Raw genomic sequence first — 20,622 nt, 5'->3', positions numbered from 1 at the left:
GTAACATTTTCCACCTACTATGTAGTGTATCGAATTCTCTTTTTCTTTACTAGTCAGACTGCCTCAAAGGGGAAACATATATAACCGTATCAATAAATGATAAGATCAATATAAAGAAAGTGAAGGAGGAGTCTTAATGTCTTTTAAGGTAGAAGTGGCATATGATGCGAAAGCGACTTTAGGTGAGGGGCCACATTGGGATGAAGCAAATCAGCGGCTGTTTTGGGTGGATATTCTTGAGAAGCAATTACATATTTATCAGCCCCACGACAATCAAATGACTACACGTGTATTTGACCAGTATATTGGAGCCTGCGTCCTCACTGAATCAGGGAATCTTTTGCTCGCTATGAAAAATGGTATATACCATTACAGCTTACTTACAGAAGAAAAAACAAAACTTGCCGATCCCGAGCATACACTCCCCAACAATCGCTTTAATGACGGAAAGTGTGATCCAGCAGGACGTTTTTGGGCAGGTACGATGTCACTTAACGAAGAAAAAGAACAAGGTTCTTTGTACCGACTTGATTCAACGGGCAATATTAAAAAAATGCTATCCCCGGTTACCATCTCTAACGGATTAGCTTGGAGTCCTGATCAAACATATATGTACTATATCGATACACCGACACGCGAAGTAAAAGTGTTTCGTTTCGATTCCACAACCGGCGATATTACATCGACGAATCAAGTCATTAAAATCCCACCAGAAATGGGCTACCCTGATGGGATGACGATTGATGAAGAAGGGATGCTTTGGATTGCCCATTGGGGCGGAAGTCGAATCACTCGTTGGAATCCACAGACAGCGAAACAGCTTGACGAAATTCCAATTCCCGCGAAAAATGTAACGTCTTGTACGTTTGGCGGCAAGCATCTGGATGAACTGTATATTACAACGGCAAGAGTTGGAATGAATGAGATCGAACTTGAAGAATACCCACTTTCAGGCAGTCTTTTTAAATGTAAATTGCCCGTTAAGGGGATTGCTCCATATTTGTTTCATTCATAGAATAGTCTTTCCAGGTTTACCACGAAAAGTCGCAATGGTATCAACACCATTGCGACTTTTATGTAAGAGTTCCTCTTTAACCAATATAAAGACAGGTCTCTTTTATCCAAACTGAGCATAATGCAATCTACTGTAAATGCCCCCTGCTTCAATTAACTCTTCATGCTTTCCTTGTTCGGTAATTCCCTTTTTCGTCACAACCATAATCCGGTCTGCATTTTTAATCGTTGCTAACCTGTGCGCAATCACTAGTGTTGTACGCCCTTTAGATAGTTCTGCTAAAGCCTGCTGAATCGCTACTTCTGTCTCTGTATCAAGGGCAGACGTTGCTTCATCAAGAATAAGAATAGGCGGATTTTTCAAGAACATTCTTGCAATCGCAAGCCTTTGCTTTTGCCCACCGGAGAGCTTTACCCCTCGTTCCCCTATAACGGTGTCTAGACCCTCTGGCTGCGTGTGAATAAACTCCTCAAGTTGTGCACGTTTAGCCGCATCCAAAATCTCCTCGTCACTTGCATCTAATTTTCCATACATAATATTTTCTCGAATCGTACCAGAGAAAAGAAATACATCTTGTTGAACGATCCCAATTTGACTTCGTAACGAATCTAGTTTCATATCTCGTATATTAACGCTATCGATTGTTATGGTCCCCTCATCTGCTTCATAGAAACGAGGAAGCAAGCTACAAAGCGTAGTTTTTCCAGCGCCAGAAGGACCAACAAACGCGATCGTTTCACCCGCACAAATCGATAACGAAATATTGTTTAAAACCTTTTCCTGCCCTTCATATCCAAACGAAACATGGTCGTACGTGATGGCACCGGATAACTCTACATGTTTTGCATTAGATGATTCTGTAATATCAGGATGGGTATCCAAAATTTCACAATAGCGTTTAAATCCAGCTATCCCTTTTGGATAACTTTCAATAACAGCATTAATTTTTTGAATCGGACCAAGTAAAATATTTGCTAATAAAATAAACGCTACAAATTCCCCATTTGTTAACTCTCCTCGAATGACAAAAAACGTCCCAAAAAGGAGAGTAAATAAAGTGATAATCCGCATCATCATATAGTTTGCCGTTACATTTTGAGCCATAATCTTATAAGATTGCAATTTTGTCGTACGATAACGTTCATTGTTCACCGCAAACTGTTTTTGCTCATGTTTTTCATTGGCGAATGCTTGAACAACACGAATGCCTCCAATGCTATCTTCCACTCTTGCATTGATATCAGCAACATCATTGAACATCTTACGAAACGTTCCTGTCATTTTTTTATTAAAATAGATTGCTAGATAAGTTAAAAGCGGGATAACAATAAACGATATAATCGCTAACTTCCAGTTGATTGTCAGCATCAGGACAAACGAACCTACTAGTGTCATAACCGCAACGAAAACATCCTCTGGTCCGTGGTGAGCGACTTCTCCAATCTCCTCTAAATCTTTCGTCAACCTTGAAATGGAATGCCCTGTTTTGTTGTTATCATAATAGCCAAATGATAGTTTCTGCATATGCTTAAACAACTTCCTGCGCATATCGGTTTCAATGTTAATCCCCAGCATATGCCCCCAATACGTCACAACATAGTGCAATCCTGTATTCAATAAATATATAGCTAACAAGCCCATACAAGCCCATAAAATAACGGTCCAGTTCCCTTCCGGTAATAGACGGTCAATGACTTGATTGACAGCGAGCGGAAAGGCCAGCTCTAACAAACCTACTAAAACAGCACAAGAAAAGTCTAATATAAATAAAAATTTATAAGGTTTATAATAAGAAAAAAATCGGGCTAACAACCGATTACCTCCTTCACACTATAAAGATAACCCATTATATGTCAGTTCTTTCCTGTTTTCAATTAAAGTTTTTGAACCTCGAATCATACTCTCTATGTCGGCGATCATCTCCACACAAAAAAGAAGGCTGCCTAAGCAACCTCCTTCCACTAAATTACTTTAAATAACTCCAATTAACATAGCCGCTATAATGAGCACAATACTAAAGCCCCACACCCACATAAACGAGTAGCGAATATGTTTCCCCATTTCTAACCCTGCAAGACCCAATGCTAACCAAAGTGCAGGTGAAAACGGCTAATAAACGTCCCAATAATATTACCAATGACCATCGCATAAGCTGCAGAGGTTGATTCCACCCCGTAACCAGATACGATTTGCTCGACTACAGGAACAAGAGCAAAATAATAAGCATCCGTACTTAAAACGAGCTCGAAAGGAACACCAAGGAACCCTATAACAAGATGTAAGTAAGGAACAATAAACGCTGGCAAAAACAATACAAGATCAGTCGCCAGAGATTGTAACATTCCTGTTCCGTCCAAAATTCCTAGAAATGATCCAGCAGCTAGAATAATAGCAGCCATTAACAGAGCATTAGGTGCATGTGCTTTGATGCGCTCCATCTGCTCATCTACTTTAGGGTAATTCATGATCAATGCAATGCTCAAACTAATCATAAAAACAAAACCAGCAGGAATAATTCCCCACACTAACATCGTAATAACACCTAGTGTTAACAATAAATTAGCCCATAAAAGCTTCGGTCGTAAAAGTGAATCATCTCTCTTGCCCATATCTTTTTCAGCCATATCAACAGTGGCAGCCGCTTCTTGATTAGCCTGATCTGATTCATTCAGCTTTGCAATTTTTCTTTTTTCTCGTATCCCTAAAACCACGGCCAAAGCAACTAATAGAATAAGAGCGATAATTTGTACCGGAATAAGTGGTCTCCATAACTCTGTAGGATCAACCCCAAGGACGGCAGCCGTTCTTCCAAGAGGACCTCCCCACGGAACCATGTTCATAATACTTGCACTCAACCCGACTAATAAAAGCAACAAATAAGGATTCATTTTTAACCTTTTATATAACGGTAGAAGTGCAGGAATGGTAATCAAAAATGTCGATGCACCAGACCCATCAAGGTGAGCGATCGCACCAATAATCACTGTACCAACAGCAACGGCAATAACATCTCCTCTTGAAATGGCAATCATCTTATTAATAATAGGGTCAAACAATCCCGCATCTTGCATAACTCCAAAGAAGAGAATCGCAAAGATGAACATAATCACAACATTAATAACTCGATCTATACCTTCACCAAACAACACACCAATTTCTGCAAACCCAAATCCTGCTAATAACGCTCCTATAATCGGGACTATTACAAGACCGATAATCGGAGTAATTCTTCCACTTAATAATAAAAAGACAATCGTGAGAATCGTAGCTAAACCAATGATACTCAGCATTTATATCTCCCCTTTCATTTTAAATAAACGTTTGCTTGAAAAATAGCCCTTTTGAAAGCGGATACATTTTAATTCTAAGCAAACTAAAATATCTCTCTTTTCAAACTTTTCTATAAATAGAAATGTACCATGCTTGAAAAGAGAGATGAAGTTTTTGATTATAATATAAATAATGATCATTAAATCAATTATGTTCATTTTGTTCATTTTTTCATTATCCTAAAAACCTCGTATCCAATGGGCTATGAATCTTCAAACAGGAGGTGACGAGGTCACTAGAGGGTTGTCTAGGTTACTTTACTAGGTAACGCCGCTCCGGCCGTCCTACGTCTCCGTATTTCTGCTCCGCTAGTAATTCTTTAACAGAGACTAAGTACTCTAAATATCGTCTTGCTGTTGATCGGCTTGCTCCAATTTGGATTCCTACCTGAACAGCGGTTAACCCATCTTCACGATGGTTTCCCATAATATTTTTGATTTTATTTAACGTAAGACGATCAATGCCTTTTGGCAAATCATGTTGTAATTCAACTGTAGCTGCAGGACTACGCTCAGTGGAGAATCTTGTTAGAAGGTCAATTTCCTCCTGTTCCATCGTTTCCTTAGAAGTTAGCGTCATCATTCTCTGATCATAATATTGTTCAAGCGTTTGTTTAAAACGTGAAAAGTCTACCGGTTTTACCATATAGTCGAATATTCCACCACTTAGCGCTTCTTTAATCGTTGTAACTTCTTTTGCCGCAGTCATCATGATCACGTCAATCATTCGATAATCATGACGAATCTTCCAAAAAAGTTCTAAGCCTTGGACATCAGGAATGTATACGTCTAATAGGATAAGATCTGGTAGTCGCCTCGAGTCATGCAAAGATTGAAGTGCTTCTTCTCCTGTTTTCACTGTTTCAATAACTCTAAATCCATCGACTTTCTCAACAAACTGTCTCGTAATTTCAGCAACCCGAAAGTCGTCTTCTACTATTAATACTTGAAAAACTTCCCCCATTTCTTTCATCCTCCTTTTCTACTCTTTTGGAATGGTTACAACAAAACAAGCACCGCCTAATTCACTCTCTTCTAAGAAAATGTCTCCCCCAATTTCCTCAAGGATTTGCTTTGTTAACGCCAAACCGACCCCACGATGTGTGCCTTCTTTTGTTGAGAAACCCATTTTAAAAATTTCTAATTCAAGCTCTCTAGGTACTCCTTTACCTGCATCTTCAATTTCAAATAACACTTCATCACCAATATCAGTGAAGAAAAGAGATACTTCTCGCTCTGTTTCAGGATGACTCTTCACTTCTTCGATTGCGTTATTGAGAAGATTACCAAGAACCGTTACTAACGCATCTCGTTTCTGATCAGATAAGCGACACATCATTTTGCTTTCAGGATTAATTGTAAGCTGAACACGTTGCTCATTTGCTTGATTTAACTTGCCTAACAAAATCGCATTGATTAATGGATCTGGTACCTTTTCCACTAAGAAGCGGATCCATTTTTGTTGAATGTTACTTTCTCTACGAATAAAATCAACAGCTTCTTCGTGTCTCTCTAGTTGAATGAGGCCCAGAATCGTATACATCTTGTTAGAGAATTCATGCGTTTGTGCACGCAAGGCATCGGCATACTGCTTGACCCTCGTTAATTCTTTTGTCAGTTTCTCAATTTCTGTTTTGTTTCGAAACGTTGACACAGCTCCAATTAATGTACCTTCATAAAAAATAGGAACACGATTGACAAGAACAATATGATTTCCAATCAACAATTCTTTGTTGTACTGACTCTTTCCTTGTTCAAGGACTTCATACAGTTTTGAATTGGGAAGAACCTCCAAAATTGGCCTTCCAATAAACGTTTCATTTTCGTCACTCGATAACAAGCGCTTTGCCGCCGTATTTAGCATGGTAATGGCACCATCTTTGTTGACAGCAATAATTCCTTCGTGTGTTGATTGCAAAATCGTTTCTTTTTGTAAGAGAAGGTGCGAAATCTCTTCAGGCTCTAATCCAAATAGCAATTTTTTAATATATCTAGCTATCAATACGGCACCAATGATGCCTACTCCAACGATCATTAAAAGAACAAACCACAGTTCTTGACTGTAATTCCTTATAATACTTTGAACATCTTCATTTAAAAACCCAACTGAAACTACTCCAATGATTTCGCCATCCTCTGAAAGTACCGGTACTTTGCCTCGGATGGATTGTCCTAAAGAACCGACAGCTTTTGAGACGTATGATTCACCATAAAGAAGAGCACGGTCATTGTCTTCTCCGACCATCCTTTTTCCTATCTGTTCTTGATTCGGATGGGCATAACGTATCTCATCAGTATTTCCAACAACGATGAATTCCGCCCCAGATGCTTCCTTGATAGGAAGAATAAGGGGTTGGATCACTTCCGCAGGATCATCTAAACGAAATGCATCCTTTAACTCAGGTATTTGGGCCACACTTTCAGCAACACTCAACGCCCTTTCACCTAGTTGCGTTTCCACAGTATCCGAAAGGAAATACTGAAGAAAGACTCCGACAATCGAAAACATTCCAATAATTAGCAAAGCCATCAAAAATGTCATTTTCAATTTCAAGTTAAGCTTCGTTTTCGGCTTTTGTAAATACCTTTTACTGTCACCACTTTGAAATGAAATCATCGCTAACTCTCCTTACTCATTTGACTTTACTAGTTTAACATAACGTAAATTGAAAAGGGGTTGTTCCAAAAGGTATGATTTTCACCTTTTGGAACAACCCTGCTTTTTCAGTATTCAATTACAACTAAGTAGGTAGCTAAGACTAAATCCATACTTCGAGTAAGTAAACTCTTCCTATTACGTTAAAGCCGTAACGACTTCTTCTAATTTCATCCCGCGCGAGCCTTTAACTAAGACAATGTCGCCTCCCCGGACGGTTTCCTTTACTTTCGTGATTAAATCTTGTTTATCTTCAAAAGCAAAAACCTGATCTTCTGGAAAATTCACCTTTGCCCCTTCTGCTATTTGTTTCGCTAACGCACCAAAGGTAAACACATAATCGATCTTGGTTTTATCAATCCCTTTTCCAACTTCATAATGAAAAGTCTCTTCATTTTCACCTAGCTCAAGCATATCCCCCAAGACTACCATTTTCCTACTATAATCTTTCAAATCCTGTAGCAATATAATCGCTGCTCGCATCGAAGTTGGGCTCGCATTATACGCATCATTAATAATGGCTACTCCGTCTTTTCCTTCAATTAACTCTGTTCTCATCCCAGTCAGTTTAATTTGTTCTAATCCCTTTTTGATGTTAGGAATCGAGACATCAAAAAGTTGAGCGATCGCAACAGCGGAAAGAGCATTGTTAATATTGTGTTTGCCTAAAACAGGAATAAAAAACTCTGTATCTTCTTTTCCATTAATTTTAAAATATGTGCCATCACTCTTCTGCTCAATTTGCACTGGGTAGTAATCATTTTCGGTAGAGCTTCCAAACGTTACTACACGAAACGGGGCGTTTCCACCTTTTTCTGTTAAGAGCGGCTCATCCCCGTGAATGACAAGTGACCCGTCCTCAAGTAACCCTGTCGTGATCTCAAATTTGGCTTCGGAAATTCCCTCTCTCGAACCCAAGTCCTGCAAGTGAGATTCGCCAATGTTTGTGATAATAGCAGCATCCGGTTTGGCAATAGTAGACAGAAGTTCAATTTCTCCCCTTCCACTCATCCCCATTTCAAGCACAGCTATCTCTGTATCTTCTTCTAATCGAAGAATGGTAAGCGGCAGTCCAATGTGATTATTATAATTACCCTCTGTTTTCTGAACTTTATACGTTGTTGCAAGGACAGACGTTACCATGTCTTTTGTCGTTGTTTTCCCGTTGCTACCAGTAATACCAACAACTTTTGCGGAAGTACTTCCTAAATAGTTCTTTGCTAACTCCTGCAAGGCCAATAATGTATCCTCCACATAAATAAGCGGAATGTTAGATGGAGGATTCGGCTGATTTTTTTGCCATAGCGCTCCGACAGCACCATTTTCAATAGCAGCTCCTACAAAATCATGCCCATTAAAATTCTCGCCCACAAGCGGTATATAGAGATTTCCATTTTGAATCGTTCTCGTATCTGTAGAAACGCCAGCTACGTTAATAGAAGCACCTTCTAACCCAACAACTTCCCCGTTCACCCACGCAGCCACATCGTTCAACTTTCTTTTGATCATTGCAATCACTCCTTCTCAAAACGTAACCTGATTCTTTTCACTCACTCTAGTCTATGTAAAAGGAGGCTGACCCACAACAGAGCCAACCTCATTCTATTTATTCACCTTAAAACGTATGTTTAATCTTTTGTTTTTCCTCGTGACGCGCAACTCCAAGGTCCACTAATTTTTCAATGAGCTCTGGATACGACAGTCCTGATTCTTGCCAAAGCATTGGGAACATACTAAATGGAGTGAAGCCTGGCATCGTATTCACCTCATTCATGAGAACTTCTCCATCTTTTGTTAAGAAGAAATCTGCACGAACTAAGCCAGAACAATCAAGAGCTTTGAACGATTGAATTGCTACAGTTTTAATGTTTTCATATTCCTCTTTGGTAATCTCAGCAGGAATAACCAATCCTGTACTTCCATCCTCGTACTTTGCTTTATAATCATAAAAGTCTGTGTCTGGAACAATTTCACCGACAACTGAACATTCTGGGTCATCGTTTCCTAACACTCCAATTTCAACTTCACGACCATCGATTCCTTCTTCGATAATGATTTTTCGGTCATACTCAAAAGCCAATTCAAAGGCTTTTTCTAAACTAGCACGGTCCTTACATTTGCTGATCCCAACACTTGAACCTAAGTTCGCCGGTTTTACAAAACAAGGGTAACCAAGCTTTTCCTCCACATTCGTGTATGCCGCTTCGGCATCCTTCTCCCAATCACCACGAAGATACCACACATAGTTAGCCTGCTTAATACCAGCTTGCTCATAAATGTTTTTCATCATCACTTTATCCATACCAGCAGAAGATGCCAATACCCCATTCCCAACATAAGGAATGTTCAGAAGTTCTAATAATCCTTGAACCGTTCCATCTTCACCGTTCGGGCCGTGAAGCAATGGAAAAACGACATCAATTTTATCAGCATTCGTTTGATTTGTCGCCGGGAAGATTTCTCCGTTTAATGCAACAGGAGAGATCGTTTCACCGCCTTTTAGTTGAAGCTCCTTCACATCCTCCACCGGGCCATGAAGCTGTGCTCCCCTCACCCACTCACCATTTTCTGATATATATATTGGATGTATTTCATATTTTGTTAAGTCTAATGCTTTAATAACAGCTTTTGCCGTTTGCAGTGATACTTGATGTTCAGCAGATTTTCCACCATACAATAATCCAAGTTTAGTCTTCATAGTCACCCTCCAAATCGAATTCCACTTATTATTGTAACACTTTCGCTCCTAAATCAAATACGAATTTTTAACTAGTTTAACCTCTTATAGTGGCTCATAAGCCTAATTCTTTTCATTGTATGTGAGAGTCTCATCTTTGGGCATGTTTTTTTGAGAGTTTTTGTAAGAAGGTGATTTGAAGATAAAACGTTTAAAGGGAGAAGGTGAGTAAGGACAATAAGGCAACACTAACCAGCTTTATTTCATCTTTAAATTTTTAGTTAGTTTTAGGGACATAGCGTCAATAGTAAGATTAAGTGGATTAAGACAGGACTTTATCTTGGTTAGCGCTGTTTGTCCCCTACGTTTCATAATGTGATTGTTTCTTTTTTAATTTATTTATTTACACAATCAACCACTTTAGGTTGGAATTTTCATTTTAGTATTTCTGTTCGTATGGCTATGAAAAGTATAATATTTCCTATTGATTTCATCCATTTTTTTCTTTAATTTTTCTTCATCTAGTTCGGGCTCTACATATTCCTCTTGGATTACTTGCTTTTGCCAATCTGTCCATTTGTTATTCATGATTACAGTCACCTCTATTATTTAAAAGATTATTTATTCTAAATATTCTTTCTTCCATTTACATAAAAAGGTTCTTTAACAACCTTACTGTGTTTCACATCAGAGTTATTTTTTTAAAACTTATGCTGCTATGTGTAATACTAAGATCAATAACCAATCTTATCAATACGAATAAAAGATGGAATTCATATCAATTTGATATAGATGTATCAAAGCTAGTTTCATAACGCTCCACACACATAATGAATTCAAAAAAGCGTCTCGAAGATGAATCTCTGTAGACGCTTGATCTTATTCATATTTGCTTTTTTGTACCGTTTAGAATAAACAGATGATGACCTTGCTCTATTTTAATCGTTAATTAGGTCCCTAATGTGAATTGTATTTGCCATATTTGTAAAAGCTTGTTAGGAAATCATAAAATAACTTTTCTGTGGGAAGTAATTGCCGTTCACTAGGTATTAGAACACCTACCGTACGAGTTACAGCTGGACTGATCACTGGTATTTTGACTGTAGCATGTGGAAGATTTTCAACTAATGTAATTTCAGGTATTAACGTAATTCCAAGTCCTGCTGATACTAATCCCTTTAACGCATCAATATCATCACCTTCAAATGAAACCTTTGGCTTGAATCCAGATTGAAGACAAGCTTTAACAATGAGGTCTCTTAAAATAAAGCCGTCGGGCAATAAAATAAAGTGCTCATTTTCAAGTTCTTTTATTGTTATTGATTCTCTGTCAGCTAAAGGATGATTGGAAGGCAATAAGGCAACGACATTTTCCGTAAACAGATTTTGACTTTTGACTTTTTTCCTCTCTTTTGGTACTGGACCAATCAGTGCCATATTGAAATCCCCATTAATCACACCATCAATTAGTTCTTGATATTTCGCTTGTTTAAGTTGAAACTTGGCCTTCGGGTACTTGGCGCGAAAGGCAACAATTGCACTCGGAAGTGTATAGGCCGCCATACTGATTGGAAAAGCAATACGAATCGTTCCTTGCTCAGGATCTAAGTACTCCTCTACTTCAAGACGTGCATTATCTATCACATTCATTGCTTGTTTCATCCGCTCCAGAAACATTTTCCCTATTGGTGTTACTTTGACTCGTCTGCCCTCTCTTATAAATAAATCAACACCTAACTCTGCTTCCAAATTGGCAATTTGCCTACTTACCGCTGATTGGGCGACATGAAGAGCATCAGCCGCCTCCGTAACATGCTCCCTTTTTGCAACTTCCATAAAGTATCTAATTTGTCTTAATTCCACTTGATCACCCTTCAAAATCATCTCAATTCAGCATGATGTTTATCTATTTTCTGTATTGTTCAGATAGATTATTAATAATAAGATATACCATAACAGAAAACTAAAGCAATTGACTGAAAATTTAGATCAATTAAATTAAAGCGCACTTCTTTCTCAATTAACTTTTGGAAGCACGGAGGTAAACATGGCTACTTTATTACAACATCAAGATTTGGAGACACGATCGGCAAAAAATTACGTTACAGAGGTTTTTGAATTAGTAAAAAAACGTAATCCAAATGAAAGTGAATTCCATCAAGCGGTTAAGGAAGTTTTTGATTCCCTCATTCCCGTATTAGCAGCGAATCCAAACTATATGAAACATGGCATCCTTGAAAGAATGGTTGAACCTGAACGAGTCATAAGCTTTCAAGTTCCTTGGATAGATGACCATGGAAAAGTTCAAGTGAACCGAGGATTTCGTGTTCAGTTTAACTCCGCTATTGGACCTTACAAAGGAGGACTTCGTTTTCATCCTTCCGTAAATGCTAGCATTATTAAATTCCTTGGGTTTGAACAGATTTTCAAAAATTCATTAACTGGGCAGCCAATTGGTGGCGGCAAGGGTGGCTCTGACTTTGATCCAAAAGGGAAATCAGACACAGAAATTATGCGCTTTACTCAAAGTTTCATGAGTGAACTTTCAAAATATATTGGTCCAGATATTGATGTCCCTGCTGGAGATATTGGAGTCGGTGCAAGAGAAATTGGTTATATGTTTGGACAATATAAAAAAATACGTGGTGCATACGAAGCCGGTGTGCTTACAGGTAAAGGCTTAAGTTATGGAGGCAGCCTCGGACGAAAAGAAGCTACTGGCTATGGTACTGTTTATTTCGTTGAAGAAATGTTACAGGACGTAGGGCTTGGATTTAAAGGAAGCACCGTCGTCGTCTCTGGCTCTGGAAATGTCTCGATCTATGCAATCGAAAAGGCTGAGCAACTTGGCGCCAAGGTTGTCGCATGTAGTGATTCAAGTGGTTACATTTATGATAAGCAAGGTATTAACCTTGATACTGTTAAAAGGTTAAAAGAAGTTGAGGGTAAGAGAATTAGTGAATATGTAATCCAACATCCACACGCTCAATATTATCCTGATTGCTCAGGTATTTGGTCCATTCCTTGTGATATTGCATTACCTTGTGCAACTCAAAATGAAATTGATGACGCGGCCGCTAAGCTTCTAGTATCGAATGGTGTCATTGCTATCGGAGAAGGAGCAAACATGCCTTCAACGTTAGAAGCCGTTAATGTGTTCCATGAAAACAAAGTGCTCTTTGGTCCAGCTAAGGCGGTTAACGCCGGAGGAGTCGCTGTTTCTGCACTAGAAATGGCTCAAAATAGTATGAGGCTTTCGTGGACACTTGAAGAAGTCGATCTGAAACTTCAAGAAATAATGAAAGACATTTATACAAATAGCATCCAAGCAGCGCAAGACTATAATGCCCCTGGAAATCTTGTAGTCGGAGCAAATATAGCCGGATTCAAGAAAGTTGCTGACACGATGATTTCGCAGGGAGTAATTTAATTCTCAATAAAAGTAGAGCTTACTTTAATAGTAAGCCCTACTTTTTTAAAGTTATAGGATATCCATCCAAATCTTCAGAGCTGTTGCAGCTATTAATACAGCTAAGATCACTTGCAAAATCTTTGTATTCATCTTCTTCCCTGCCATTGCACCTAGCGGAGAAGCGATCAAACTCGCCACAATCATGATAAAAGCTGGGTAGTAATCAATTTGCCCTGTTGTAATCTTTCCTATGGTTGCTCCAATGGACGATATCAAGGTAATCGCTAATGAAGAAGCGATCGTCATGCGCGTTGGAATTTTCAATACAACAAGCATGATTGGGACCAATAAGAACGCTCCTGCCGCACCGACAATCCCTGCGCCCACTCCTACGATTAAGGCAAAGCTAGTCGCTAACCATTTATTAAATGTCACTTGCTCAAGTGGAATATTATCTATTTTCTTGTTAGGAATAAACATCATCACAGCAGCAATTAACGCTAAAATACCGTAAATAAGATTAACTCCGCCTTCAGACATCAGCTTTGATCCATAACCACCAACAAAACTACCAATTAAAATCGATGGTCCCATATAAATAATTAACGTCTTATTTAAGTATCCACCTTTGCGATAAGCCCATACCCCACCAATCGTCGCAAAGAACACTTGAATGGCACTAATACCTGAAACCTCATGAGCACTAAAAGCAGCTAACCCAAACAATGGCGGAATATATAAAAGCATCGGATATTTAATAATTGATCCGCCAATTCCTAACATTCCAGATATATATGAACCTATGAATCCAATTAAAAAGATTGTATTAATAAAAGCAAAATCCATAAAAACTACCTCCCTTATAAAGGAAAAGAGGGAACCACACTGGTTCCCCTTATCAATTAGCCTTTTTTAATCCAAAATTTAAATACACCATCTTCTTCTGTATCTGTTACTAATTCATGCCCACCAGACTTTGCCCATGCTGCTAAGTCATTTTTGGCCCCTTTATCTGTTGCGTGGATTTCTAAGATTTGACCTGACTCAAGTTCAGTCATAGCTTTCTTTGTTCTTACAATTGGCATTGGGCATGCTAATCCTTTTGCGTCTAATACTTCATCTGATTTCATTTATAAAACCTCCAGTTATTTATTTGTTATCTTACTGCACAACGATTTGGTCCAATTTCCATTTCGCGTTGCTTTTCTTCATCTGGCGTAATTTTCCCCATATTGGTTTCACGAATTTCTTGATACGCATTCGGTTGTGGCGGTAGGTTCTCTGTTACCATTGATCTAAACGCATTTTCATCTTCAATATTGAGTCCATGATTTTCAGCAAACAGTGTCCCTAGTTTTCGAGCAACACTTCCATCTTCATTTAGCTCTTCAATGATCATAAAGTGTGCCGGTAAAACAACTAACTCTTCTGATAGTTCTCTATAACGTTTATAAAGGGACTCACGTAAATCTCCTACCCAATCTTCTGCAAGACCTGCTAGGTCAGGTCTTCCAATTGAATCAATGAATAGAATGTCTCCTGATAATAGATATTTTTCATCGATTACAAATGAAGTCGATCCGATTGTGTGACCGGGTGAGTAAAGAGCATGAATGTTGATCGTTGAATTCCCGATTTGTACGTCATTCCCACCATCAAGTGCCGCATATTCAAACACTACTTCTCCTGCGTCTTTTGGCGGTAACCAGTACGTTGCACCAGCCCGTTCAGCAATTTTTCTTCCACCTGAGATGTGGTCAGCATGCAAATGTGTATCAAATACGTGTGTAATGTTTGCTCCAATTTCCTTTGCGAAATCCACAAACACATCAGCCATCCGTGTTGCGTCAATAATCGCCGCTTCTCCATTTGAAACAACCATGTAAGAAAGACACCCTTTACCTAGACGGACAAATTGATACAACTGTCCACCGTCTTTTAAATCTCCTACTTTCACAGGTTCCAAGTATTCGCTCCAAGCCTTCATACCTCCCTCTAGGTAGGCTACGTCTAAACCTTCATCAGAAAGCATCTCAGCTATCATCATAGAAGATCCTTCTTTTGCACACACGACCAACACTTCTTTTTCTGTTGGGATTTTATCCATGATTTCTTCTACGCCATCCAATAGTTCAAAGTAAGGAATATTAACGTAATCAAAGTTGTGTCCTTCAATCTTCCAATCGGCGAAGTCCCCTTCATTACGAACATCTAGAATAAATAACTCCTTCTTTTTGATTACTTTTCTAGCTACTTCCTTTGAATTCATTGCTTTTACTGACATCGAATATACCTCCCGTAGTATACTTTAATTTTAAAAAAATTTAAGTGAAACGTTAGTGATACGTCTGCTCCTATTTAGTTAGGCTTTCTGTTTTGTGACTCCATTCACTCATTCCAGGAACGACATTCATTACTTGTTTGAATCCAGCTTCTGTTAATTTTTGTGCAGCTAAATCACTTCGATTTCCAGTACGACATACAACATAGATTTCCTGATCTGAGCTTACCTCTTTTAAACGACTCTCTAGCTCACCAAGTGGAATGGATTTTGCACCAGGAATATGATTAAAGGCATATTCAGCTGATTCACGAACATCTAACACTAGAATATTTTCATTGTTTGCTAACTTTGCTTGAAGTTCCTCGTTGTTTACAACATGTGGGTGCTTCTTCTCCTCTTTCTCTTCCCCCATCACCTTACGAAGGTAATGCTTTAACACGTCACCTTCTTCAACTGTTCCTAAATAGTGATGTCCCGTGCTCTTTGCCCACGCTTTAATATCAGCAGTTGAGCCTTTATCTGTTGCTTGAATTTCTACTACTTTTCCTGGTTCGAGCTCATTCATCGCTTTTTTTGTACGAACAATTGGCATTGGACATGCTAATCCTTTGGCATCCACTAATTGGTCAAATTTAATTCTTTCCATTACGATTCCTCCTAATATTAGTACCTGTATGGGTATATTTATCTTCAAAAAAATTTATTTTACGTTGCCTTCCCAGTTCATCAATTCGCTTAGCTCCTCCGTATCACGAAAACTATTACTATTGGGATTAATGAGATTTTCTACTAATAAAGCCTACTAAATAAATAAGTTCACATTTCCTTCTTCAGCATCAGCTAAATAAGCTCCAACACCAGCGTACTCTAAATCATCGATCAATTCTTCTTTTTGTAGTCCTAATAAATCCATTGTCATTGTACAAGCAACAAGCTTCACCCCTTGTTCTTGTGCCATCTCTACTAAATCAGGTAATGGCACCGCATTGTGCTTCTTCATAACATGCTTAATCATTTTCGGACCCATACCAGCAAAGTTCATATTGGAAAGACCCATTTTATCAACACCTCGTGGCATCATTTTCGCAAACATTTTTTCTAGGAAGCCCTTTTTCACTTGTACGTGCTGATCTTTTCTAAAAGCGTTTAGCCCCCAAAAAGTTGAGAAGATCGTCACTTCATGGTCATAAGCTGCAGCACCATTTGCAATAATAAAAGCTGCCATTGCTTTGTCATAATCACCACTAAACAATATGATTGTTGTCTTCTTTTTTTCTGTCATGTTGTTCACTCCAATTCCATGTATTTTATACCGGTTAGGGTATTTAAAAATTCAAAAAAATAATTTATTAGCCTTTTTTTAAATCATAGTTACTTTTAATAATAATAATACATATACCCCTATATGTATTATAGGAAGTATAAAAAATTGTCAATACATTAGTTACTAACATTCTATTAAAACCTTTAGGGGTATTGCATTTAAAAGAACCCCCATATATGATTATCTGCTCTTCACTAATAAGTTCACAGCTTCTTGAATAAGCAATTCTGTGTCTTCTCCTTTTTCTATTTGTTCACGGACACAATGCTCTAAATTAGTGCTAACAATTAAACCAATCGTTCGGTCCAATGCATTTCTTGCAGCTGACATTTGAACGACAAGATCCTTACAGTCTTTCTCCTCTTCCATCATTCTAAGGATTGCTCTGACCTGTCCTTCAACACGTTTCACTCTGTTTTTCATTTTGTCATTGTACTCCATGGGGTAGCCTCCTTTCAATTTGCTTAAGTTGTTTATATACACAACATATACCCATGTAGGTATTTTGTCAAACTTAAATTTTTACTTCATTATATATTTTGTAAGAGACAGAGGTGTACTTCTTATAAAAAGCCTGGAATTTATCACTATCCCACTTAAACTCAATAATAAGGATCTCACTTATGTTGTGAGATCCTTAAATAGTTCTATCTATGCACTCTTCTTATTAACCAAAATTGTTTCTAACTCTTCCAATGATCTACCCTTCGTCTCAGGTACAAACTTCCAGATGAAGATTGCTGAAAGCAGACTCATAACTCCATAGAATGAATAGGTTAAGCCTCCGCTAAACTCCATCATCGCTGGGTACGTTGACGAAATAAAATAGTTAGCTGACCATTGAGCTGCTACAGCAATAGCCACCGCTTGCCCTCTAATTTTATTAGGGAAGATTTCGGAGATCAAGACCCAAACAACTGGACCCCATGACATCATGAACGATGCTGTGTAGATAATAATGAAAATTAATGTCCCGATTCCAATGATGTTTGAGAATGCCATTCCAGCCACCCCAAACATACCGATCGTCATTCCAATTGAACCAATAATCAAAAGTGGCTTTCTACCAAATTTATCAACAGTGAAAATTGCAATTAATGTAAACAATACATTTACCAAGCCCATTACGATTGTTTGGAACATGGATGCATCTCTTGCCGCTCCCATGCTTTCAAAAATTCGTGGAGCATAGTAAAGCGCAACATTGATCCCGACAAATTGCTGGAATACCGATAATAAAATCCCGATTACAATAATCGCTTTCCCATATGAGAATAATTTTGCTTTGCTCACATCAAACGATTTTTTAATCTCAAACATTGTCGCCTTTGCCATTGTTTGATCGTAAATCTTAGAAAGAACGGCCATTGCTTCTCATCCTGATTTTTGGAAATCAAATATCGTGGTGTTTCTGGAACGGTAAACAACAAGAGTAAGAAAAGCAATGCAGGAATGGCCTCTGATAAAAACATATAGCGCCAACCAACGTCATGAATCCATTCCATTGATTGTCCTCGCCCAATCCCCCAGTTAACAAAATAAACTACTAACATCCCAAAGATAATCGCAAATTGGTTTAACGAAACGAGCGTACCTCTTATACGTGCTGGTGCAATTTCACCAATATACATTGGTGAGACTGCCGATGCTAACCCAACACCAATTCCTCCAATAATACGGTAAATATTAAAGGTAATTAATAGTGCAATAGAAGGTTCCCCTTGTGTAAAAAACAAAAACTCGGGAAATGCAGATCCTAATGCTGACACTAAGAATAAAAATGCTGCTAAGATAAGCGTATTTTTTCTTCCAAATCGAGTGGCGAAATACCCTGACAGCAGTCCTCCAATAATACAACCAATCAAAGCACTTGAAACAGTAATCCCATGTACAAGGGAACTAAGACCTAAACTATCAGCAAAATATCTTTGAAGTGACCCTTCTGCCCCTGAAATAACAGCCGTGTCATATCCAAATAAAAGTCCTCCAAGTGTAGCAACAAGTGTGATTAACACAATGTATAACGTACTATTTTTCTGTCTCATACTCGGCAAAAGAGAAAATGTAATTTTCTCTTTCTTCCTCCTCTCTCTTACACAATTCTCATTTGATAACCCTTACATATTAAAATCTTGTGGATTGACCGAACGAAAGCTTTTTACTCATACCGAGTAATTTTTCATTTTTGGTCCCGCTTTCATGAATGACTAAACTTTTAAAACCCTTTCAATACATTTAAAATATCATGAAAACGCATTCTAGATAGCGCTTTCGTCTTTACTTTTTTGTTAATATCTCTAAATTCTTGTGAAAACATTAGAAAAAAACAGCAATCCTTGATTGCTGTTTTACTGTTGATATTTATGACGATATTCACGTGGGCTCATACCGATTTCCTTTTTAAAGGCCGTACTAAAGTAATTCGGATCTTTGTATCCAACATTTAGTGCTATTTCCTTTAATGGCTTATTTCCATCCAAAAGGAGTTCCACTGCTTTTTGTATTCTCGCATTTTTCAAATACTCCATAAATGTAACTTGAAAACGATCTTTAAACAGCTTACTTAAATAATAGGAACTAATTCCAATTTCTTCAGCAACCTCTTCAAGTGAAATGGATTTTTGATAATTGTGGTCAATATATTCCTTAGCTTGCAAAAGCAAGGCGCGCATGCCGTTTGCTCGCCACTCCCCTAACTGTTCAGTAATTTTGATTAGTTGAGATTTCGCAACTTCTTTCATTTGCATTGTTGTTTCAAATTGTCCTAATCCAACTTGAATGTCTCCATCAAAACCTAGATCTTTCATTGAACGAGTTAATACAATAAAGAAATCTTCAATCGCTTTTTGCACAAGTTTCACTTGAAAGTCAGTTGTTTGCTGAATGGATTGAAAATAAGATTCAAACATTTGTAGTCCTTTTTGTATATCCCCTTTTTTAACTGCCTCTACTAATTCTTTTTCTATTTCAAATGGGATGAGGTCTTTTCTTCTTTGCTTTAACCGTTCGTTATAAACCAAATACTTAGCGCTTGGATGACTATGAACTAATTCCAAGGCATACACGGCCTCTTTATAGGAGGTAGAAAAATGATGCACATTTGACACATTCATACCAATTCCTGCATAAAGCTCGCAACCCTTTAACTGTTTTTGAGCTTGATGAAGAATCGTACGTACAAAATTTTGTTTTATCTCATCATCTCTTTTTTCATGATCTGTAATTAACACCAAGACAGCAACCTGAAACCCGGTTAACGGGCCGATAAAACAAGATGGACTTTGTTCGTGTAAGACTTGCTTTAGAATTCGATACCAACAACTTTTCTCCTCACGTTCTGGATGAAGGTTATCTGATTCAAACGAAAATACGGTCGCAAATCCCTTCTTGTGTTCGAGTTCCAAACCAAACCATTCATCCCAGTCACCCTGATCAAACTCATGGACATGTTCCATAATCAGAGAAACAATAAAATCTCTTTCTATTAACGAGTGGACTCTTTCAAGCCGTCGATTGATTTGCATGGTTTCGGTCACTTGCTTTTTTTCATTCTTGATCTCTTCTACCATACGATCGAAGGCTTTTAATACGTCGATCACTTTACTAGGTTTTAATAAATACTCTTTTATTCCAAACTTCATAGCCTCACGTGCATATTCAAACGTATCAAAAGCCGAGATCATAATAAATTTCGTGTCCGGAAGCTCAGGTATAATTTTCCTTATTGCTTCAATCCCATCAAATTCAGGCATTTTGATATCCATGAAAATTAAATCAGGCTTAAAGGATAGAGCGCGTTCCACTGCTTCCTTACCATTCTGAGCCTCAGCTACCACCTCAAAGTTAGAGCGATTTCTACTAAGAATTAAGTTTAACCCTTCTCTTTCAATCGGTTCATCATCAACAAGCATTACTTTTACCAATT

General features: G+C 38.1%; 16 protein-coding genes and 2 pseudogenes. 2 read left to right on the top strand and 16 right to left on the bottom strand.

Features of this window, described 5'->3' with window-relative positions; all coding sequences use genetic code 11:
* The first annotated feature begins 136 nt into the window (after positions 1 to 136).
* Positions 137 to 1,015: an SMP-30/gluconolactonase/LRE family protein gene (locus JCM9140_RS11980; RefSeq protein WP_034746589.1), complete on the top strand. Its 879-nt coding sequence runs from the start codon at positions 137 to 139 to the stop codon at positions 1,013 to 1,015.
* 102 nt (positions 1,016 to 1,117) lie between these two features.
* Here JCM9140_RS11980 and JCM9140_RS11975 read toward each other — a convergent pair whose 3' ends face one another.
* The 8 genes and pseudogenes from JCM9140_RS11975 to gltC form a co-directional block, all read right to left on the bottom strand.
* On the bottom strand, positions 1,118 to 2,827 hold the full coding sequence (locus JCM9140_RS11975) for an ABC transporter ATP-binding protein (protein WP_034746586.1): 1,710 nt from the start codon (positions 2,825 to 2,827) through the stop codon (positions 1,118 to 1,120).
* A 159-nt stretch (positions 2,828 to 2,986) separates the two neighbouring features.
* Positions 2,987 to 4,305: pseudogene (locus tag JCM9140_RS11970) on the bottom strand (CitMHS family transporter).
* Positions 4,306 to 4,597: 292 nt separating this feature from the next.
* Positions 4,598 to 5,308 (bottom strand): response regulator, encoded by a 711-nt coding sequence (locus JCM9140_RS11960; RefSeq protein WP_034746580.1) that lies wholly within the window; start codon positions 5,306 to 5,308, stop codon positions 4,598 to 4,600.
* Positions 5,309 to 5,326: 18 nt separating this feature from the next.
* Entirely contained in the window at positions 5,327 to 6,961 is a 1,635-nt protein-coding gene (locus JCM9140_RS11955; RefSeq protein ID WP_034746577.1) for an ATP-binding protein, read from the bottom strand.
* Between the two features lie 177 nt (positions 6,962 to 7,138).
* Positions 7,139 to 8,509 carry a UDP-N-acetylmuramoyl-tripeptide--D-alanyl-D-alanine ligase gene (locus JCM9140_RS11950; RefSeq protein ID WP_034746574.1) on the bottom strand — a complete coding sequence of 457 codons (1,371 nt, stop codon included), beginning with the start codon at positions 8,507 to 8,509 and terminating at the stop codon, positions 7,139 to 7,141.
* Between the two features lie 106 nt (positions 8,510 to 8,615).
* A complete protein-coding gene (locus tag JCM9140_RS11945; protein WP_034746571.1) occupies positions 8,616 to 9,698 on the bottom strand; it encodes a D-alanine--D-alanine ligase in 1,083 nt (360 codons plus the stop codon).
* Positions 9,699 to 10,097: 399 nt separating this feature from the next.
* Positions 10,098 to 10,265, bottom strand: coding sequence for a hypothetical protein (locus JCM9140_RS23745; protein ID WP_156314863.1), 168 nt, complete (start codon positions 10,263 to 10,265; stop codon positions 10,098 to 10,100).
* Between the two features lie 369 nt (positions 10,266 to 10,634).
* On the bottom strand, positions 10,635 to 11,540 hold the full coding sequence (gene gltC, locus JCM9140_RS11940; protein ID WP_034746568.1) for a glutamate biosynthesis transcriptional regulator GltC: 906 nt from the start codon (positions 11,538 to 11,540) through the stop codon (positions 10,635 to 10,637).
* 184 nt (positions 11,541 to 11,724) lie between these two features.
* Between gltC and gdhA the strand changes: the two genes are divergently transcribed.
* Positions 11,725 to 13,107, top strand: a complete 1,383-nt coding sequence (gene gdhA, locus JCM9140_RS11935; protein WP_052002231.1) for an NADP-specific glutamate dehydrogenase — start codon at positions 11,725 to 11,727, stop codon at positions 13,105 to 13,107.
* A 51-nt stretch (positions 13,108 to 13,158) separates the two neighbouring features.
* On the opposite strand, the gene JCM9140_RS11930 is transcribed toward gdhA, so the two are convergent.
* The 8 genes and pseudogenes from JCM9140_RS11930 to JCM9140_RS11895 all read right to left on the bottom strand — a co-directional run bounded on the left by JCM9140_RS11930 (position 13,159) and on the right by JCM9140_RS11895 (position 20,620).
* On the bottom strand, positions 13,159 to 13,935 hold the full coding sequence (locus JCM9140_RS11930; protein WP_034746565.1) for a sulfite exporter TauE/SafE family protein: 777 nt from the start codon (positions 13,933 to 13,935) through the stop codon (positions 13,159 to 13,161).
* Between the two features lie 56 nt (positions 13,936 to 13,991).
* The gene (locus JCM9140_RS11925) at positions 13,992 to 14,219 is read right to left on the bottom strand and encodes a sulfurtransferase TusA family protein (protein WP_034746562.1); all 228 of its coding nucleotides are present in this window, start codon (positions 14,217 to 14,219) and stop codon (positions 13,992 to 13,994) included.
* A gap of 26 nt (positions 14,220 to 14,245) precedes the next feature.
* Positions 14,246 to 15,373 carry an MBL fold metallo-hydrolase gene (locus JCM9140_RS11920; protein ID WP_034746559.1) on the bottom strand — a complete coding sequence of 376 codons (1,128 nt, stop codon included), beginning with the start codon at positions 15,371 to 15,373 and terminating at the stop codon, positions 14,246 to 14,248.
* Positions 15,374 to 15,443: 70 nt separating this feature from the next.
* Entirely contained in the window at positions 15,444 to 16,019 is a 576-nt protein-coding gene (locus JCM9140_RS11915) for a sulfurtransferase TusA family protein (protein WP_034746556.1), read from the bottom strand.
* Between the two features lie 156 nt (positions 16,020 to 16,175).
* Positions 16,176 to 16,655: a DsrE/DsrF/DrsH-like family protein gene (locus tag JCM9140_RS11910; RefSeq protein WP_034746554.1), complete on the bottom strand. Its 480-nt coding sequence runs from the start codon at positions 16,653 to 16,655 to the stop codon at positions 16,176 to 16,178.
* Between the two features lie 222 nt (positions 16,656 to 16,877).
* Positions 16,878 to 17,138, bottom strand: a complete 261-nt coding sequence (locus tag JCM9140_RS11905; protein WP_034746551.1) for a metal-sensitive transcriptional regulator — start codon at positions 17,136 to 17,138, stop codon at positions 16,878 to 16,880.
* A gap of 210 nt (positions 17,139 to 17,348) precedes the next feature.
* Positions 17,349 to 18,742 (bottom strand): annotated as a pseudogene (gene xylE / locus JCM9140_RS11900) (D-xylose transporter XylE).
* 303 nt (positions 18,743 to 19,045) lie between these two features.
* Complete coding sequence (locus JCM9140_RS11895; RefSeq protein ID WP_034746548.1) at positions 19,046 to 20,620, bottom strand: response regulator; 1,575 nt, start codon at positions 20,618 to 20,620, stop codon at positions 19,046 to 19,048.
* Positions 20,621 to 20,622: the final 2 nt, after the last annotated feature.

The organism is Halalkalibacter wakoensis JCM 9140 (assembly GCF_000513095.1).
GTDB lineage: Bacteria > Bacillota > Bacilli > Bacillales > Bacillaceae_D > Halalkalibacter > Halalkalibacter wakoensis.
Note: the sequence above shows the minus strand (reverse complement) of the source record. Positions and strands in the feature narration are given on the sequence as shown.

Coding starts and splice junctions, on each gene's coding strand:
- JCM9140_RS11950 (WP_034746574.1), bottom strand. CDS start 8,509: ATGATCAAAAGAAAGTTGAACGATGTGGCTGCGTGGGTGAACGGGGAA.
- JCM9140_RS11945 (WP_034746571.1), bottom strand. CDS start 9,698: ATGAAGACTAAACTTGGATTATTGTATGGTGGAAAATCTGCTGAACAT.
- JCM9140_RS11925 (WP_034746562.1), bottom strand. CDS start 14,219: ATGAAATCAGATGAAGTATTAGACGCAAAAGGATTAGCATGCCCAATG.
- JCM9140_RS11955 (WP_034746577.1), bottom strand. CDS start 6,961: ATGATTTCATTTCAAAGTGGTGACAGTAAAAGGTATTTACAAAAGCCG.
- JCM9140_RS11930 (WP_034746565.1), bottom strand. CDS start 13,935: ATGGATTTTGCTTTTATTAATACAATCTTTTTAATTGGATTCATAGGT.
- gdhA (WP_052002231.1), top strand. CDS start 11,725: ATGGCTACTTTATTACAACATCAAGATTTGGAGACACGATCGGCAAAA.
- JCM9140_RS11960 (WP_034746580.1), bottom strand. CDS start 5,308: ATGGGGGAAGTTTTTCAAGTATTAATAGTAGAAGACGACTTTCGGGTT.
- JCM9140_RS11920 (WP_034746559.1), bottom strand. CDS start 15,373: ATGTCAGTAAAAGCAATGAATTCAAAGGAAGTAGCTAGAAAAGTAATC.
- JCM9140_RS11980 (WP_034746589.1), top strand. CDS start 137: ATGTCTTTTAAGGTAGAAGTGGCATATGATGCGAAAGCGACTTTAGGT.
- JCM9140_RS11905 (WP_034746551.1), bottom strand. CDS start 17,138: ATGGAGTACAATGACAAAATGAAAAACAGAGTGAAACGTGTTGAAGGA.
- JCM9140_RS11915 (WP_034746556.1), bottom strand. CDS start 16,019: ATGGAAAGAATTAAATTTGACCAATTAGTGGATGCCAAAGGATTAGCA.
- JCM9140_RS23745 (WP_156314863.1), bottom strand. CDS start 10,265: ATGAATAACAAATGGACAGATTGGCAAAAGCAAGTAATCCAAGAGGAA.
- JCM9140_RS11910 (WP_034746554.1), bottom strand. CDS start 16,655: ATGACAGAAAAAAAGAAGACAACAATCATATTGTTTAGTGGTGATTAT.